Annotated in this window: 17 protein-coding genes; 6 read left to right on the top strand and 11 right to left on the bottom strand. The window is 67.9% G+C overall.

Annotation, left to right across the window (positions count from 1 at the left end; translation table 11 throughout):
- Nucleotides 1-60 precede the first annotated feature (60 nt).
- The 7 genes from GA0070619_RS08970 to GA0070619_RS32225 form a co-directional block, all read right to left on the bottom strand.
- Entirely contained in the window at nucleotides 61-1,521 is a 1,461-nt protein-coding gene (locus GA0070619_RS08970; protein ID WP_088947632.1) for an NAD-dependent succinate-semialdehyde dehydrogenase, read from the bottom strand.
- Between the two features lie 150 nt (nucleotides 1,522-1,671).
- Complete coding sequence (locus GA0070619_RS08975; protein ID WP_088947633.1) at nucleotides 1,672-2,748, bottom strand: ABC transporter ATP-binding protein; 1,077 nt, start codon at nucleotides 2,746-2,748, stop codon at nucleotides 1,672-1,674.
- Nucleotides 2,748-3,815: an ABC transporter ATP-binding protein gene (locus GA0070619_RS08980; protein ID WP_088947634.1), complete on the bottom strand. Its 1,068-nt coding sequence runs from the start codon at nucleotides 3,813-3,815 to the stop codon at nucleotides 2,748-2,750. Before GA0070619_RS08980 ends, GA0070619_RS08975 begins: the two co-directional genes overlap by 1 nt.
- Nucleotides 3,815-4,726, bottom strand: a complete 912-nt coding sequence (locus GA0070619_RS08985; RefSeq protein WP_088947635.1) for a carbohydrate ABC transporter permease — start codon at nucleotides 4,724-4,726, stop codon at nucleotides 3,815-3,817. The genes GA0070619_RS08980 and GA0070619_RS08985 overlap by 1 nt, the downstream gene beginning before the upstream one ends.
- Nucleotides 4,726-5,592, bottom strand: coding sequence for a carbohydrate ABC transporter permease (locus tag GA0070619_RS08990; protein ID WP_231927343.1), 867 nt, complete (start codon nucleotides 5,590-5,592; stop codon nucleotides 4,726-4,728). The genes GA0070619_RS08985 and GA0070619_RS08990 overlap by 1 nt, the downstream gene beginning before the upstream one ends.
- 80 nt (nucleotides 5,593-5,672) lie before the next feature.
- Complete coding sequence (locus tag GA0070619_RS08995) at nucleotides 5,673-7,037, bottom strand: extracellular solute-binding protein (protein WP_231927344.1); 1,365 nt, start codon at nucleotides 7,035-7,037, stop codon at nucleotides 5,673-5,675.
- A 188-nt stretch (nucleotides 7,038-7,225) separates the two neighbouring features.
- The gene (locus tag GA0070619_RS32225; protein ID WP_157743958.1) at nucleotides 7,226-7,399 is read right to left on the bottom strand and encodes a hypothetical protein; all 174 of its coding nucleotides are present in this window, start codon (nucleotides 7,397-7,399) and stop codon (nucleotides 7,226-7,228) included.
- Between the two features lie 104 nt (nucleotides 7,400-7,503).
- Between GA0070619_RS32225 and GA0070619_RS09000 the strand changes: the two genes are divergently transcribed.
- The 3 genes from GA0070619_RS09000 (at nucleotide 7,504) to GA0070619_RS09010 (ending at nucleotide 9,747) form a co-directional block, all read left to right on the top strand.
- Nucleotides 7,504-8,247, top strand: a complete 744-nt coding sequence (locus GA0070619_RS09000; protein ID WP_088947638.1) for a GntR family transcriptional regulator — start codon at nucleotides 7,504-7,506, stop codon at nucleotides 8,245-8,247.
- 89 nt (nucleotides 8,248-8,336) lie between these two features.
- On the top strand, nucleotides 8,337-8,906 hold the full coding sequence (locus tag GA0070619_RS09005; RefSeq protein ID WP_088947639.1) for a DJ-1/PfpI family protein: 570 nt from the start codon (nucleotides 8,337-8,339) through the stop codon (nucleotides 8,904-8,906).
- 97 nt (nucleotides 8,907-9,003) lie between these two features.
- Nucleotides 9,004-9,747, top strand: coding sequence for an alpha/beta fold hydrolase (locus GA0070619_RS09010; RefSeq protein ID WP_231927457.1), 744 nt, complete (start codon nucleotides 9,004-9,006; stop codon nucleotides 9,745-9,747).
- Between the two features lie 109 nt (nucleotides 9,748-9,856).
- Here GA0070619_RS09010 and GA0070619_RS09015 read toward each other — a convergent pair whose 3' ends face one another.
- Nucleotides 9,857-10,612: a formylglycine-generating enzyme family protein gene (locus GA0070619_RS09015; protein ID WP_088947641.1), complete on the bottom strand. Its 756-nt coding sequence runs from the start codon at nucleotides 10,610-10,612 to the stop codon at nucleotides 9,857-9,859.
- A gap of 499 nt (nucleotides 10,613-11,111) precedes the next feature.
- Here GA0070619_RS09015 and GA0070619_RS09020 point away from each other — a divergent pair, with 499 nt between their 5' ends.
- On the top strand, nucleotides 11,112-11,975 hold the full coding sequence (locus tag GA0070619_RS09020) for a hypothetical protein (protein ID WP_088947642.1): 864 nt from the start codon (nucleotides 11,112-11,114) through the stop codon (nucleotides 11,973-11,975).
- Nucleotides 11,976-12,244: 269 nt separating this feature from the next.
- A complete protein-coding gene (locus GA0070619_RS09025) occupies nucleotides 12,245-12,955 on the top strand; it encodes an alpha/beta hydrolase (RefSeq protein ID WP_088951654.1) in 711 nt (236 codons plus the stop codon).
- Between the two features lie 67 nt (nucleotides 12,956-13,022).
- Here the strand turns inward: GA0070619_RS09025 and GA0070619_RS09030 are convergent, their stop codons facing one another.
- The 3 genes from GA0070619_RS09030 to GA0070619_RS09040 all read right to left on the bottom strand — a co-directional run bounded on the left by GA0070619_RS09030 (nucleotide 13,023) and on the right by GA0070619_RS09040 (nucleotide 15,239).
- Nucleotides 13,023-13,946: an AEC family transporter gene (locus tag GA0070619_RS09030; protein ID WP_088947643.1), complete on the bottom strand. Its 924-nt coding sequence runs from the start codon at nucleotides 13,944-13,946 to the stop codon at nucleotides 13,023-13,025.
- 201 nt (nucleotides 13,947-14,147) lie between these two features.
- Entirely contained in the window at nucleotides 14,148-14,540 is a 393-nt protein-coding gene (locus GA0070619_RS09035; RefSeq protein WP_088947644.1) for an ester cyclase, read from the bottom strand.
- An 18-nt stretch (nucleotides 14,541-14,558) separates the two neighbouring features.
- A complete protein-coding gene (locus GA0070619_RS09040; protein WP_088947645.1) occupies nucleotides 14,559-15,239 on the bottom strand; it encodes an SDR family NAD(P)-dependent oxidoreductase in 681 nt (226 codons plus the stop codon).
- Between the two features lie 102 nt (nucleotides 15,240-15,341).
- Here GA0070619_RS09040 and GA0070619_RS09045 point away from each other — a divergent pair, with 102 nt between their 5' ends.
- A complete protein-coding gene (locus GA0070619_RS09045) occupies nucleotides 15,342-16,187 on the top strand; it encodes a helix-turn-helix transcriptional regulator (protein ID WP_197699622.1) in 846 nt (281 codons plus the stop codon).
- The last annotated feature ends 44 nt before the right edge of the window (nucleotides 16,188-16,231 follow it).

A 16,231-nucleotide genomic window follows, 5' to 3' on the forward strand; every position in this document is an offset into this window, starting at 1 on the left:
AGGTCACCTGCGAGACCGGGACGGCGGCGGCAAGGTTGGCCGCCCGGATGGCGCAGGCCGTCACGGTAGGTCGATCGCCACGTAGGTGAGATCGAGGTATTCAAGGACGCCCTCGTGCGACCCCTCCTTGCCGATCCCGGACTGCTTCACGCCTCCGAACGGAGCTGACGGGTCCGATATCAGGCCACGGTTGATGCCGAGCATCCCCGTCTCCAGCCCCTCGGCGAACCGGAGCGCCCGCTGGAGGTCACGGGTGAAGATGTATCCGGCCAGGCCGTGTTCGGTGTCGTTGGCCTTCGCCATCACCTCGTCGTCGGACGTGAACGAGATGATCGGCGCCACCGGCCCGAAGATCTCCGCCTTCAGCATCCGCGCATCTTCGGGCACGTCGACGAGGACGGTAGGCGGGTAGAAGTGGCCCGGCCCATCCGGGCGCTCGCCGCCCACCAGGAGCCGGGCGCCGCGATCGACCGCGTCGGCGACGAGCTCGTCGATCTTGGTGACCGAGGCCTCGTCGATCAACGCCCCGACGTCCACACCCTCGTCGAGACCATGGCCCACCGAAAGCGCGCCCATCCGCTCGGCGAAGCGCGCCGTGAACTCCTCGCGCACCGGCTCCTCGACGTAGATCCGGTTGGCCGCGATGCAGGACTCCCCGATGTTGCGCATCTTGGCCACCATGGCACCGTCGAGCGCGACGTCCAGGTCAGCGTCGGCACACACGATCAAGGCCGCGTTGCCGCCCAGTTCCATTGAGGTACGCAGCACGTTGTCCGCAGCCTGTCGTAGCAGCACGCGCCCGACCTCGGTCGACCCGGTGAACGAGAGCTTGCGGGTCCGACTGTCGGCCAGCAGTGCTGAGACCACCGCGCCGGCGCGCTTGGTGGTCACCACGTTGACGACGCCCGGGGGAACGCCGACCTCCTCCATGATGCGGGCCAGGAACAGCATGGTGAGTGGCGTCTGGGCTGCTGGCTTGGTGATCGTCGTGCAGCCCGCGGCCAGCGCAGGAGCGATCTTGCGGGCACCCATGGCCAACGGAAAGTTCCAGGGCGTCACGAAGACGCACGGTCCGACCGGCTTCGGCACGGTGAGGATGCGATATCCACCCGCCGGAGCGGTGCTGTAGCGCCCCTCGACGCGTACCGCCTCCTCGGCGAACCATCGGAAGAACTCGGCGCCGTAGGCCACCTCTCCCCGAGCCTCGGCGAGCGGCTTGCCCATCTCGAGCGTTATCAGCCGGGCGACCTCCTCGGATCGCTCGGTCAGTGCCCGGTACGTCGCGGTCAACAACTCCGACCGTTTCCGCGGCGCGGTGGCCGCCCACTCCGCCATTGCCTTGCTCGCCGCGTCCAGAGCGGCGAGCCCGTCGACGACGTCGGCGTCCGCAACCTCGGCGATGGTCTTGCCGGTGGCCGGGTCCTCGACGGCAAAGGTGGCTCCGCTTGCGGCGTCGCGCCAGGCGTCGCCGATCCGGAGCCGCCGGTGCTCGGGGGCCAGGACGTTCATCGGGTCACTCATCGCGTCGCCTCCTGTGATCTTCCTGGTGATGTCCGGCGTGCCTCAGCGATCGCCACGGCCGTCCCACCGTCGTCAGGCCGTGCGCACTGGTGACGGTCCGACGCTCGATTGCCCCGTACGGGCGCATGTTGCCGTCGCCGCCTGGCGCGGTTACCGCCCCGCCTCGGACAGCGATAGCCCGGTGCCCGCATCGAACAGGTGCGCACGATCCAGGTCGACAGTGACAAGCAGCCGCTCGCCCGGCGTACCGGTGACGGTGGGTCGTGCCTTGACCTTGAGGATCTCCGCCCCCACTCGGACGTCGACCACTGTCCGGTCACCGAGCGGCTCAAGCCCGTAGAGCTCACCCGACAACGACGCGTTCCCATGCTGCTCGACGGACAGGTCCTCCGCGCGCAGGCCCAGAAGCAGCGCACGACCGTCCTCGGCCGTGGTCCAGCGGGGCCGCGGCAGCGTCCACCCTTCAGCGCCGACCAGACGATCACCCTCGGCGTGGCAGGCGAGCAGGCTGATCGGCGGGCTCCCGACGAATCCTGCGACCCACTGGTTGGCTGGACGCTCGTACACCTCGGTCGGCGTTCCGACCTGTTGCACCTTCCCCTCCTTGAGGACCGCGACCTGGTCGGCCATGGACAGGGCCTCGACCTGGTCGTTGGTCACGTAGACGAAGGTCGCTCCGAGGCTCCGGTGGATGCGGGTGAGCTCGGTGCGCATCTCGACGCGGAGCTTGAGGTCGAGGTTCGTCAGCGGCTCGTCCATGAGAAACGCGCGCGGGCGACGGACCAGCGCCCGGGCCAGGGCAACACGCTGCATCTCACCGCCCGACAACTGCGCGGGACGACGCTGCAGCAGACGTTCGATGTGCAGCAGGCTCGACATCTGCTCGACGGCAGCGGCGATCTCGCTTGGAGAACAGCGGCGTGCCCGCAGCGGCGAGGCGATGTTCTCGTACACCGTGTGCCGCGGGTAGAGGGCGTAGCTCTGGAAGACCATGGCCAGGTCGCGTGCGGCCGGGGCGTCACCGGTCGCGTCCCTGCCGTCCAGATGCACCGACCCGGCGTCAGGCTTGTCCAGGCCGGCTATCGCTCGCAGGGTAGTCGTCTTGCCTGCCCCGGAGGGCCCGAGCACGACGAAGAACGAGCCGTCCGGCACGTCCAGCGTCACCCCGTCCAGGGCTTGGACTTTTCCGAAGGACTTGCGCAGCCCGTGCACTGCCACGGTTCCCATCAGGCCACCAGCTCTTCCGTGCTCACGTCGTAGACCGCCGGGGTCCCGCCGGTGTGCCGCAACCCGACAGTTGCGTCAGCGGCGAAACGGACAGTCGGTGGCATCCGAACCCGGACGTCGCGCTGGCCGCTGTGGTCGACCACGTAGATGATTTCGTCGCCCAGCCACTCCGCCGAGACCACGCGGGCCGGGACCGAACGTTCCGCCCCTGGTGCGGTGACTTCCAGCGCCTCCGGCCGGACGCCTGCGACCAGGCGACGGTCGCGCGGCAGGCCTGACGGTGGCGTGAGGACCAGTCCGCCCTGACCGCGCAGCTTCCCGTCGGCAACCTCCACGTCGATGAGGTTCATCGGCGGGGAGCCGATGAACGCGGCGCAGAAAAGACTCGCCGGACGGTCGTAGACCTCCAACGGTGTGCCGATCTGCTCGACGCGGCCCTTGTTGAGGATGGCGATTCGGTGACCGAGCGACATCGCCTCGACCTGGTCGTGGGTGACGTAGACCATCGTCGCCCCCAGTTCCCCCTGCAGGTGCTTGATCTCCGTGCGCATGTCCGCCCTCAACTCGGCGTCCAGATTGGTGAGAGGTTCGTCCATCAGGAAAGCGCGCGGTCGTCGCACCAGGGCGCGAGCAAGCGCGACGCGCTGCTGCTCCCCGCCGGACAGTTGGCGCGGTCGCCGGTCCAGGAGCGGACCAAGCCGCATCAGCCGGGCGGCCTCTTCAACCCGTTTGTGCACCTCGGGCTTGGGCAGTCCCTCGGCCCGCAGTGGGAACGCCAGGTTGTCGCGGGTTTTCAGATGCGGGTAGAGAGCGTAGAACTGGAACACCATGGCGATGTCGCGCTCGGCGGGCGGAAGGTCGTTGACGAGCGTGTCGCCGATGCGGATGTCGCCCGTCGTCTGCCTCTCCAGGCCGGCTATGGCCCGCAGCGTGGTCGTCTTGCCGCAGCCCGAGGGGCCGAGCATCACGAACAGCTCGCCGTCGTCGATGGACAGGTCCACGTGGTCGACCGCGACCGTCCCGTCCGGGTAGCGCTTGTGCAGGGCGGTCACCTCGATGCCCGCCATCAGCGTCGCACCGCCCCGAGCGTCACACCGGCGATGAGGTGCCTGCGCACCAGGTACGCGAAGACGAGCACCGGTAGGGCGAACACCACGGAGGCGGCGGCCACGAGACCCCAGTCCGTGGTGGTGCCGCCGATGAGGCCGGCGATGGCGGGTGGGGCCGTCCGGACGCTGTCGCTGGAGGTGAGGAAGGTGGCGAACACGAACTCGTTCCACGAGAAGATGAGTGCGAAGACCGCCGTCGCGGCGATGCCGGGCACGAGCAGGGGGAGGGTGAATCGCCGGAACGCCTGCAAACGGGTGTAGCCGTCGAGCATGGCGGCATCCTCGTACTCAGCGGGCACCTCGTCGACGAACCCCTTCATCATCCAGATCGTGAACGGGACGTTGAAAGCGCTGTAGATGAGGATCAGGCCGAGCTTGTTGTCGATGAGTCCGACTTGGCGGTACATGAGGAAGATCGGAATCACGACCACCACGGGCGGCATGAAGCGCGTGGACAGGATGAAGAACAGTTGGTCCTTCTTGGCCTTGACGGCGAAGCGTGAGTAGGCCCAGGCCGCCGGAACCCCCAGCACGGTGGCCAGCACCGTGGAAGCTCCGGCGACCACGACGGAGTTGAGGAACGAGACGGACAAGGCCGAGCGACCGCCGTCGGGGGCGAAGAACACGTCCTTGTAATGGGCCAGAGTGACAGTGAAGTCGAAGAACTTGGCCGGGATGGCGTAGACGTCCCGGTTCTCCTTGATGGACGTCTCGATCATCCACAGCACCGGAAAGAGCATCACGACGGCCAGCACGGTCAGCAGCGTGACCTCCAGCGCGGAGCGGCCCCGTCCGCCCAGGCGGCGCGCGGGGGGAGTGTGATCCCGGGCAGGACCTGTGGACACGGCCTCGTCGACGGAGACGGCCATCAGCCCTCCTTGAGCTTGTTCAGGTAGCGCAGGTAGAACTGCGTGAGGACGATGACGACGAGGACCATGAGGATCCCGTACGCCGAAGCGGTTCCGGTGTTGAAGCCCAGGAACGCGACCTTGTAGATGTGGAACGACAACGTCTCGGTGGAGACACCCGGGCCTCCGTTGGTGAGGATGTAGACGAGGTCGAACAGCCGGAATGCCTCGATGGCCCTGAACATCACGGCAATGAGAAGCAGTGGCCATACCAGCGGAAGAGTGATGGTGCGGAACCGGAACCACTCCGACGCCCGGTCGATCGAGGCGGCCTCGTAGAGGTACTTGGGAACCGCGGTGAGGCCCGCAAGCGCGATGAGCATGATGAACGGCGTCCATTGCCAGGTGTCGACCACGATCAGGGAGAGCAGCGCTGTTCGCTGCCGGGTGAGCCACTCCACCTGCCCCAGGCCGAGCGAGCCGAGCATGCTGTTGACCACACCGAATTGCGCGTCGAGCATGAATCGCCAGAACAGCCCGACCACGACCGGCGACAGCATCATCGGAACCAGAAACAGAGTGGTCAGCACTCCTCGCCCATGCGTGCGCCGTGAGATCAGGTAGGCGATGCCGAATCCGAGCACGGTCTGCAGGCCGACCGCGCCGACCACGTAGATCAACGTCGTCAAGGCACGCGTGTGGACCTGCGCCGACGTCAGGATGGCGGTGTAGTTCCCGAACCCGATGAATTTGGCGGGCCCTCCGCGGGTGGCCGAGTAGTCGGTGAAGGACAGGTACAACGCCCACAGCAACGGGAACACCGACATGGCGAGCAACAGCAGCATCGCGGGGGAGATGAAGGTAACGGCGAGCCAGCGGTCGCTCAACCGGCGGGACCGACCCGGTGCAGGTGGCGTCGCGGACGCCACCTGCCCGGGGTGATCGGTCTTCAGAGGGACGGCGTCACTCACAGTCCGCCGCCGCCCTTGCGGCTGCTCGAGTCGAGCACGCTCTGCTGCTCCTTGGCGATGTCGTCGAGCGCATCCTTCGGCTTCTTCGCGCCGTTGAGAGCCGCGTTCACGTTGGTGTTCTCAATGTCGACGAGGCGCGCGTACTCGGGCACGTTCCACATGTCCCGCATCCGCGGAACCGAGTCGGTGTACACCTGGTTGAACGGCCCGGCATTGAGGAACTCGGGCGACTCCAGGGCGTCCGTACGCGATGGCACGCCACCCGCCGCGGCCCACTTCTTCTGGATGTCAGCCCGCTCGAACCACTTCATGAAGTTCAGGGCCTCCGCCTGGTTTGCCGCGGAGGAGTAGGCCGACACGTGCATCCCCATACCGCCGAGCGGCACCAGGTTCGTCTTCTGGCTCGGCAGGGTGGCAAACCCCAGCTTGTCGAGAATCTGCTCCCGCGTGGTGCCGAGCGTCGACTGCTTCGGATCGAGCAGGCCGCCGCTCGCGGCGATCCAGTTGAACGCGATGCAGGCCTTGCCCTGAGCGACCGCCGCGTTCACCTCGTCGATGAACCAGTTGCCGGAGCCCTTGGCGGTCAGCGGCTTCATCTTGTTGACCAGGACGTCCATCGCCTCCTGGCCCGCAGCGTCGTTGAGGACGCCCTCGATCTTGCGGTTCTTGGGGTCCCAGAGGTTGCCTCCGTAGACGCCGTTGACCGTGTTGTAGGTGACGGCCGCGGCGTCGGAGCCGTTGGCCTGGTGGAAAGCCAGCCCGCTGACGCCAGGGTTGTCCGCCTGGCACTTCGCGGCGGCTGCGATCATCTGGTCCCAGGTCTGCGGTGGCTTGTCGCCGATCAGGTCCTTGCGGTAGATCATCGTCCAGGTGTCGCCGAGCAGCGGCAGTCCGTAGAGGCTGGCGTTCTCGTCGCGCTTGCCGGTCTCCGCCTGGGGGAACTGGCCGTACGCCGCCAGGAGGTACGGGTTGTAGGCCGTGACGTCGATGTTGTTCTTGACGAAGTCGGTGAGGTCGAGGATGTTGCCGTTCGTCACGGCCTCGCCGATGTGTTGCGAGTCCAGGATCGCGATGTCGAAGTCGGTCTTGCGCGCGGCGAACTGGGTGAACATCGCGTCGTGCCAGTTGGCGTTCGGCACGGTGTTGACCTTGATGGTCGCGTTCGGCCGCTCTTTCTTGTACTCCGCGTTCGCGAAGGCTTCTAGTGCCTTGGCGGGCGGCCAGTCGAACCAGATGAAGCTGAGGTTCAGCGGGTCCTTGGTGAGCTCCGGTATGGTCGCCGGCGCCTTGGGGGCGCTCGTCTTCCCGCCGTCGTCCTTGTCATCGCCGCAAGCCGTCACGGTCGTGGCCACCAGCAGCATGGCTGCCGTCGCCAGCCGTACCTTTCGACCGGGAGCGGACATTCTTCCTATTCGCTTCGGATAGCGCATTTTTATGCCTGCTTTCTGGGTGGGGACTTCTAGAACCTCGCTATGTGCTTCGCCGAGCAGTTGCTGGGTTGTGCAGGCGTGTTGCCGGGCTGCCGCGGGGGCCGACCCGCGGACCGGCGTCACGAGTGCGCCGCGATGTACTGGGTCGTCGTCATGCTGTCGAACAGTCCTTCGGCCCATCTGCGGCCCGGTGACGAACCGAGCAGGACGTCGAACATGCCTAGGGGGAGCTTCAGGTGATCGAAGTAGAGCGATGGCTGGCGGCCCCGCCGTGGGTGCGGGATGGCGGGCATCCGACACCTTTCCTATACGATCCGAATGGGGGCGTCAGCATCCCGCAGCGCTGCGATCGATGTCAACAGCTTCCCGAAGACGCAAGGAAGGACCTAACGCCACGATGGACGACGAAGCGATGACCGCGCGGGGCCGTAGGGCCGTGACGGGCGGAATGCCGCCGGGAAGATCTGGTGGCCGGCTCGCCGACGAGGTGTACGACACGCTGCTCGGACAGCTGATGTCGCTACGGATCGAGCCTGGCTCCCGCGTCACGATCGACGTCCTCGCGCGAGAGCTGGGAGTCTCGCAGACGCCGATCCGAGACGCTCTGAACCGCATGGAGGCCGAGGGCCTGGTCGTACGTGTTCCTCATGCCGGCTACCGCATTCCTCCCCAGATCACCCGTCACCGATTCGAGGACATGCTCGAGGTCCGGCTGCTCCTCGAACCGGCGGCGGCGCGCAGGTCCGCGGAACGCGCGTCCTCGGAGCAGGTGGCCGGCCTGCGACGAATGCTGGAGGAGATGGCGGAGCTGGAGGGAGGCAACGAGCCGATGGCCTATGGCGCCTTCGGGCTACGCGACGCCGCTTTTCACGATCTCGTCGCCCTGAGCGCGGAGAACCAGGTCATCCGTGAAGCGCTCGCTCGCCTGCACAGCCACGTGCACCTCTTCCGGCTTCACCACGACACTCAGGTCACTCACCTGGCCATGGCCGAGCATGAGGACATTGTGGCCGCGATCGCCGCGCGTGACCCGGACGCCGCCGCCTACGCGATGCGTCGGCACATCCTGCGGTCCGGCGAGCGTTTCCGACGATTGTTCGACGAGGTCGAGGGCGCGGAAGGAGTGGCGGTAGAGGCTTGACGGGCACGCTGGGCCGAGGAATGCTAACCCAATCCTGATCGGATCGGATTGGATCCACCTCACCCGCCCCCAGATGCGAGGAGAAGCAGGTGCCCAGAGCGCTGCTCCTGACCGGCGACGCCGCCGAGGAGCTCGACACCATGTACCCCTACTATCGCGTGCAGGAGGGCGGCTGGGACGTTGACGTCTCGTCACGGACGATGCGTGACGTGCAACTGGTCATCCACGAGTTCGACCCCAACTCCGACGCCTACGTGGAGAAGAACGGCCGGAAGCTGCCGGTCGACGTGCCCTGGGCCGAGGTCGACGTCGAGCGCTATGACGCCCTGATCATCCCCGGGGGACGTGCCCCCGAGTGGATCCGGGTCGACGCCGACGTCAGGCGCATCACCGAGCACTTCTTCGCGCGCAACCTCCCCATCGCGCTGGTGTGCCACGGCGCGCAGGTGCCAGCGGTGTACGGGCTGCTGAAGGGTCGAAAGACGGCGTGCTTCCCCCCGATCACCGGTGACATGGAAAACGCGGGCGCGACGGTCATCGACGCTCCCGACGTCGTGGACGGCAACCTCGTCTCCTGCCGGGGATGGCCCGACATGCCGCAATTCGGCAGGGCGATGATGGAGGTCTTCTCGAAGTCCGTCAGCCCCGCATCGGCATGAGCGCACCCGCCCTGCCCCGGTGACGGCACTTCGGACCGTCACAGTCGACGGCTCACCCGTCCACGTCCTGGAGAGCGGCACCGGGCCCGCGGTGCTGATGCTGCACGGCTCCGGACCCGGCACGACCGGGTCCGGCGCCTGGGCAACGACGGCCCAGGCGCTGGGCACGTCCTGGCACCTGGTGGCTCCTGACCAGGCGGGCTTCGGCCGCACGCCTGTCCCGGCGGGCTCCAGAGGTGGGCTCCGGCTGTGGACGGAGCAGGCCGCGGGCCTGATGGATGCTCTCGGGTTCGAGCACTACTCGGTGGTGGGCCACTCCATGGGCGGCGCCGTGGCGCTGGCGTTGGCGGCCGCGCGCCCCCAGCAGGTCACCCGTGTCGTGGCGGTCTCGACGATGGGCGCCCCCGGGGCGCCGCTGTCCGCCGAGCTCGACGCGATCTGGGCCGCCCCCGCCGGCCCGCTCGGGGCACGAGACATGCTGAGTCGCCTCGTCCTCGACCAAGCACTCGTGACCGATTCGGCCGTCGATGCCCGTGCAGCTGCGATGCGAGCGGGGGCGGCCGCATTCGCGTCGTTGTTCCCTCCACCCAGGGCACGATGGGTAGACGAGCTCACCCTCTCGGCGCAAACGCTGGCAGCGGTGCGCGCACCCGTGCTGCTCGTACACGGCGCCGAGGACCAGGTCACCCCACTTGAGACGGCAGCCCAGCCCCTGCTCGAACACCTGGCCGATGCCCGCCTGCACGTGTTCGGCCGATGCGGGCACGTGCCGGCGATCGAGCACCCGCACGAGTTCAGGCAACTGCTGTCATGCTTCCTCGGCCGGGACCGAGATCACTAGTTGCTGCGGTAGGTCCGCGGCCGGGCTCAAGAGCATCAGGCGCACCGATCCGACGCCCAGGCCCGTCCCTGGCTTGCCGCCCGTCGTCGGCCCTCCGCTCAGACCACCATCACTGGGGTGGCAGTGGTGCGGCTGGGCGTACCGCCGTGAAGTTGGCGTGTTCGTACCGGGTGGCGGAGAGCAGCAGCAGCCACTCGTCACAGCCCTGCCACGGGTAGAGGTCGGCGGCTCCACCGCGTACGGTCCGGGGCCCGTCACCGGTCCGTGGCAGCGCGTCTGACGGCGCGCCGTCGAACCCGGGAGCCCACACGTCGGCGCAGAGCTCGTTCGCCGAGCCCAGCGCCGCCAGCCCGAACGCGTTCTCGCCAGCGGCCGTCCGCGCTTCGTCGCCGAAGTCGTCGAGGAGTTGGTCCTCGTCGGGTTTCCCGTCACCGCGGAAGGTGAGCGTGGTGGTGCCGGCCCGCGCCGCGTATTCCCACTGCGCCTCGCTGGGCAGCTGGAAAGGCAACAGCCTGAGCAGGTCCTCCAGGTCGCCTTCGAGCCGGGCGGTGCCGGTGTCCGCCTCGGCGTAGTCGTCTTCGTACTCGGGCAGCCAGTGCTGGACCTGCGCCACGGTCAGTGGGTGCCGTGCGAGCAGGAACGGCTCGACCCGCACCTCGCGTACCGGTTGTGCGTTCCTGGCACTGGCGAGGAACGGCTCGATCGTGTCCTCGACGCCACCGCTGCGCTCGATAGCGCGTACCGCGTCGAGCTCTGCCTCGGACAGGCCCATCCGGAACGTGCCGCCAGGAACCTCCCGAAACACGACCCCCGACGGGATGTGCCGCCATGCCGGTCGGCCGGTCACGATCTCCTCGGTCCACATGGCGGCGAAGGCTAGCAGGCAATCCACCCGGCGGTCTGTCCCGACGAGCCCGCCGCTCGCGCACGCACCAACCGCCTGATCATGCCTCTGACCGATGGCTACCGACATCCCGAAAAGGCATGGCAGCGCTGGCCGACGACCAACTGACTGGGCAACTTGCGTCTTCGTTAGGAGCGAGCTGTTCTTCGCCGCGCCGGCCGTGGCCTCCCGTGCGTCACGGCCCGTGGTCGAAGCCGCGCCAGATACCACATTCGGTTCTGCCGATGAGGGTGTCGGCGCGACCTTCGCTGCCGGTTCGAGTTGCGCAGTGGACTCATGCTGATGCGGTTCTGTAGGTCGAAGCCTGAGTACCGATCTTTGCCAGGATGCCGGCGCCATTGGAGGGGGGTCGTGCGGCTGCCCGGGAGACCAGGCCGTGCCGCCGCTGTGAGCAGGCTTACCGCTAGGTCCCGTCCGGGCTGTCGGCCGTTCTAGCACACGTGCGTCCTACTATCGTCGAATGTCATTGCCTGCTCGTCCGCCGTTGCCGCCCGACGTCGACCCCAATTTGTGGTTCGACACCGAGCGATGCGGACGGCACTACCTCCTCGACGGCAATCCGCACACGTTCGCCGGACGCATGTTCGCCTATTGCGCAGAGCGCGGCATCCGTACCCGGGTGTCAAAGGGGGAAATTGGCGACTGCTCCGAGCAGACCCGGTACTTCGTACGGGGGTTCCTGTCCGGCAATGAGCTGCCCCCGCCGGTGTCCGGCGGCGCCACCGAACCGGCCCATCTCGCCTGGCGCGAGGCGGCCTCTCATTTCCGCAACACCGGATACTGGCTCGACGTCGACGCCGCCGGTGACATCGATACCGCCCCGCCGGAGGACACCGAAGCGAATACCGATGGCGGCGTTGTGACCGAGGCCGAGGCTGAGGAGCTCCCCACCGAACTGCAGGCATTGATACGAGAACAAGCAACGGTACGCGTGGCGCTTGTGGTCGACGTGTCCGCCAGCGATGCGGACCGTGCCGTTGAGGTGGCCACAACACTCGCCCAACGGGTCGGCAGGCGGACCTGTGACGGCCCCGGACCTGTCGAGGTCGGTCCGCCGGTGTCGTTCACCCGGGTGTATGCGCTGGTCGGCGTCACCGGACACCGCCCATGGGTGGCGATGCAGACAGCGATGACAGCGCTGGGCCGCAGCGGCTGGGCTCCCTCGACCGCGGTCGAGGGCGAGGGCGAGCAGTACGTGACGGCGGAGTTCAGGGCGTACCGCGAGCTCAACCGAGGTCTCGACGCGCTAGGAGTGAGCGCGGTGGAGATTAATGCCGGCTATGGACTGGGCCACGACCCGTCCCGTACGCCGGGCAGTCGGTAGCAGGGCGAGTGACGACGGCAGCCAGCCCGGCTACCGCCCCGCCCTCGATCGGTCAAGGTCACCGTGCTTCGGATCGGTGCTGCGCTCTCTCTTCTGCCGCCAACCGCGCGTCACCGACGGTTGCCGCCTGCCGCTGGTGCGGCCGGACGTGCCGAAGAGTGGATCCCGTGGGTCATGAAGCTGACCGCCCTGACGGCATAGTCCGTTGTTCGCCTTCAGCGTGACGAGTGGGGTGGCAGCCCGCGGGCCGAATCGTGAAGGGTGTGGTCATGAACGCCGCCTACGTTCTCGTGCACAGTCCATCGGTCGGGCCCCTCACCTGGGCGTCGACAGCGCAGACACTCGAAGACTCGGGCGCGGTGGCCATCGTGCCGTCACTCCTGGGCGTCGCGGATGCGCGTCCGCCGTTCTGGCGCTCCGTCGCCGAAAAGGTCAGAGCCGCGATCGACCGGCTACCGCCGGACCAACCCGTCGTCATCGTGGCGCACAGCAACGCTGGCCTCTTCGTGCCGGTGATCGTGGAAGCAAGCTCCCGACGGATCGTCGGCTGTTTGTTCGTCGATGCGGCGCTGCCGTCACCCGCCGGACCGACGCCTGTCGCGCCACCTGAGCTGTTGGAGTTTCTAGGCCCGAAGGTGACCGACGGTCGGCTTCCGCAATGGACGGCGTGGTGGGACGAGTCCGACGTCGCGCCGATGTTCGCGGACGCGCAGACGCGCAGAGCTGTGTCGGCCGAACAGCCCCGGCTGCCGCTGAGCTACTACGAGGAACTCGTGCCCACCCCGGCCGGCTGGGACGACCGGCCGTGCGGCTACCTGCTGTTCGGTCCACCGTACGAGCCGGTCGCCACCGATGCGAGGCAGCGCGGCTGGGCCGTCGACCACGTTCCAGGCAGGCATCTGCACCAGCTGGTGGACCCGCGCGCTGTAACGGACCGCATCATGGCGATGACCCTTGACTGGCGATCCTCGACGTCCTGAGTCCCGACCTGATCCGACGCACTGATCTGCCGCTGACAGCGGGCCTCGACTGACGACACCGCCGGGCCTACCCGAGCAGCGTGGCCGCTGCGGCCAGGGTGGCCAGCGACAGCGTCGTGGTCACCACCACCGCCCGGTTGGTCACCGTCTCGCCGACGCCGTACTCCTGGCTGTAGATGAACGTGTTCTGCGCTGTCGGCAGGCCCGCGCACACCACCACGGCGAGCAACTGCGGCGCGGACAGGTGCAAGGCCAGCCCGGCCGCGTACGCGATGACCGGCTGTGCGACGAGCTTCAGCGCGGTGATCATGGCCAGCTCGCCCGGCTTGGCCGGCTCGGCCCGCGACGGCGCCGTGCGGTGCAGCGACGCGCCGAGCGCGACCAGGGCGGTCGGCACCGCGGCGCCCGACAGCAGGGTGAGCGACGCGCTGGCCGTCGACGGCAGATGCAGGCCGGTAGCCGAGCACGCGACACCGAGCAGCGACGCCAGGATCACGGGGTTGCGTACCGGCAGGGAGGCGATACGGCGGACCCGTACCCGCCCGGCCGGGTCGCTGTGCCGGTCCAAGGCGATCAGGATCACGGGCGTCACCACCAGAAGTTGCAGCAGCACCACCTCCGCCAGGAACGACACACTGCCGAGAACCTGCGTTGCGATCGGGATGCCGAGGTTCGCCGAGTTTACGTACCCGGCGGCCATGCCCCAGATCGGCCGTTCGCCGGGCTTGCGACCGAACAGCCAGCTCGCGCCGACCCAGCCGAACCCGACGACCGCGGCCGTGCTCACCCCAAAGGCGAGCAGGGGGCGGCCGGCGAACCCGGAGAGCGGCATCTGGGACAGGGCCAGGAACAGGGCGGACGGCATCGCGAGTTGGAACACGAATCGGCCGAGCACCGCCGCCGCCGCCTCGCCCAGCAGGCCCCAACGACAGGCCGCGTAGCCGACCGCGGTAAGGATCCAGATCGGTACGAACGCCGACACCAAGCTCATCCGGGCGTCACCGGCGGCGGGCGTCGCGCCGGCTCAGGGACTGGCGCCGCCGGGGTTGTCTCCCTGTACGTCGATCGGGAAGCCACGTGTTCAGCCTCGCATCCCGCCCGGATCGAGCAAACATCCCGCTCATCCCCAACTTCACGGGATCATTCCAGGAGATGGTCGGACGGCTTGCGGCCGCCCGACCTCGTCCTGCGGTCAGGCAGTCAACTGCCGGCTCACATCGGCTGAGTCGTGCAGGTTGGTCATCTGCACGAATCGGCCGTCGTCGACCTTGTAGATCGCGTACTCGACGATCTCGAACGACTTTCCGGTCGGAGCGACGCCGAGCCACTCCTTCACCGAGGTGCCGGTGTTGACCACACGCGCGGCGATGCGGTCGCGGTCGAACAGCAGTTCCTGAACCTCCCAGTGCATGTCCGGAACGGCGTTGACGATGGACCGCATGTCGGCGAGGACATCGTCCCTCGTCCCCGGCTCGCCGTTCAGCATGACCTCGTCGGCGATGAACTCGTCCATCCGGTCGAGCTCATGGGCGTTGAGTGCCGCGATGTACCGCAGGTACCAGTCACGACTATCGCTGTCGGTCACTGCATTCATTCCTTTCGTTCAGTAGGTGATCCGGCCCTGGCGGTTGTGGTATTCACCGGTGGGACCGTCGGTGCCGATCAGGGCCAGGGCGACCGTGGCGTCGGTGCCTTCGGTGACGGTCTGGTGCCCCTTATGACTGTTGAGGTCGGTGGCGGTGTAGCCGGGGTCGGAGGCGTTGATCCGCATTCCGGGCAGGTTCTTGGCGTACTGAATGGTGAGCGCGAGCACCGCGGCCTTCGAGCTGGCGTACGGAATCATGTATCCGTTGAAGGAGTCGTCCTCCGGGTCCAGCAGGGCGCGGGGGAAGCCGAGTCCGGAGGCGACGTTGACGATCACCGGCGCGGACGACTGCCGCAACAGGGGCAGGGCGGCCTGTGTGACCCGTACGACGCCGTAGACGTTGGTCTCAAAGGCCACGCGCATCGCGTCGACGTCCAGGTCGTCGAGGCCCCACGACGGTCCCACGACGGCCGCGTTGTTGATCAATACGTCGAGGGTTCGCAGCGACCCGATCGCCTTGTCGACGCTGTCCTGGTCGGTGACGTCGAGCTGAACCGCGATGGCTCCGAGGTCGCGGGCGGCATCGCCGGAGGCCAGGTCACGCATGCCGGCGTAGACGGTGTGGCCGGCGGCGACCAGGCGGCGGGTGGTCTCCAGACCGAGGCCCTTGTTGGCTCCGGTCACCAAAGTTGTGGTCATGCCACCCAATGTGCGCCGCCGCCGGACCGACCGGCAGGCCCTGTTCGACGGTGGGACCAGCAGTACCACCCACTGCGCCGAATGCCGGGCATCATGGATGACGTGGATGAGTTCGCGCAGGTCCTCCGAGCATGGCGGGACCGGGTACGCCCGGCGGATGTGGGCCTGCCCCCGGGCATGGGCCGTCGCGCTCCCGGGCTGCGTCGTGAGGAGTTGGCTCTGCTCGCCGGGGTGAGCGTGGACTACATCGTCCGCCTTGAGCAGGGCCGGGCCCGTCACCCCTCGCCGCAGCTGCTGGCCTCGCTGGCCCGGGCGCTGCGCTTGAACGACCTGGAACGCGACCACCTGTTCCGGGTCGCGGGCGCGGCCGTACCACCGGCCGGATTCGTGCCCAGACAAGTGACTCCGAGCGCGCAGCGGATGGTGGACCGGTTCCGCAACGCCCCGGTGGCTGTGGCGGTGCATACCGCGATCGGTGAACTGGTGCTGTGGAATCCACTCTGGGCGGCCCTGTTCGGTGACCCGTCCAGCCTGACCCGGCTGGAGCGCAATGTCACCTGGATGTACTTCGCGGGTTCCATCCCGGTGACGCACACCCCCGAGGACGACGAGGCGTACGCGCGAGACCTCGTCGGTCACCTGCGTACCGCGGCCGGCCGCTACCCCGACGATCCGGACATCCCCCAGCTGATCGATCGTCTGCTCAAGGCTTCCCCTGATTTCGCCCGACGCTGGAAGGCCGGGACGGTCGGGGAACTACGCACCAGCCGCAAAACCCTGCACACGGAGCTGGTGGGGGACATCATCGTGGACTGCGACACGTTCACCGGCGGCCCCGGCGACCAGACGATAGTGATGATGACGGCGGTGCCGGACTCCGAGGACGAGCAGAAGCTCGACCTGCTTCGCGTCATCGGGCTCCAACAGCTTCAGCGGCGGCCGGGTTAGGACCCACGTCGTGCCCGAGCCGATCTCGTGCGCAGGTCGTCCCG

Source organism: Micromonospora zamorensis (assembly GCF_900090275.1).
Taxonomy (GTDB): Bacteria; Actinomycetota; Actinomycetes; order Mycobacteriales; family Micromonosporaceae; genus Micromonospora; species Micromonospora zamorensis.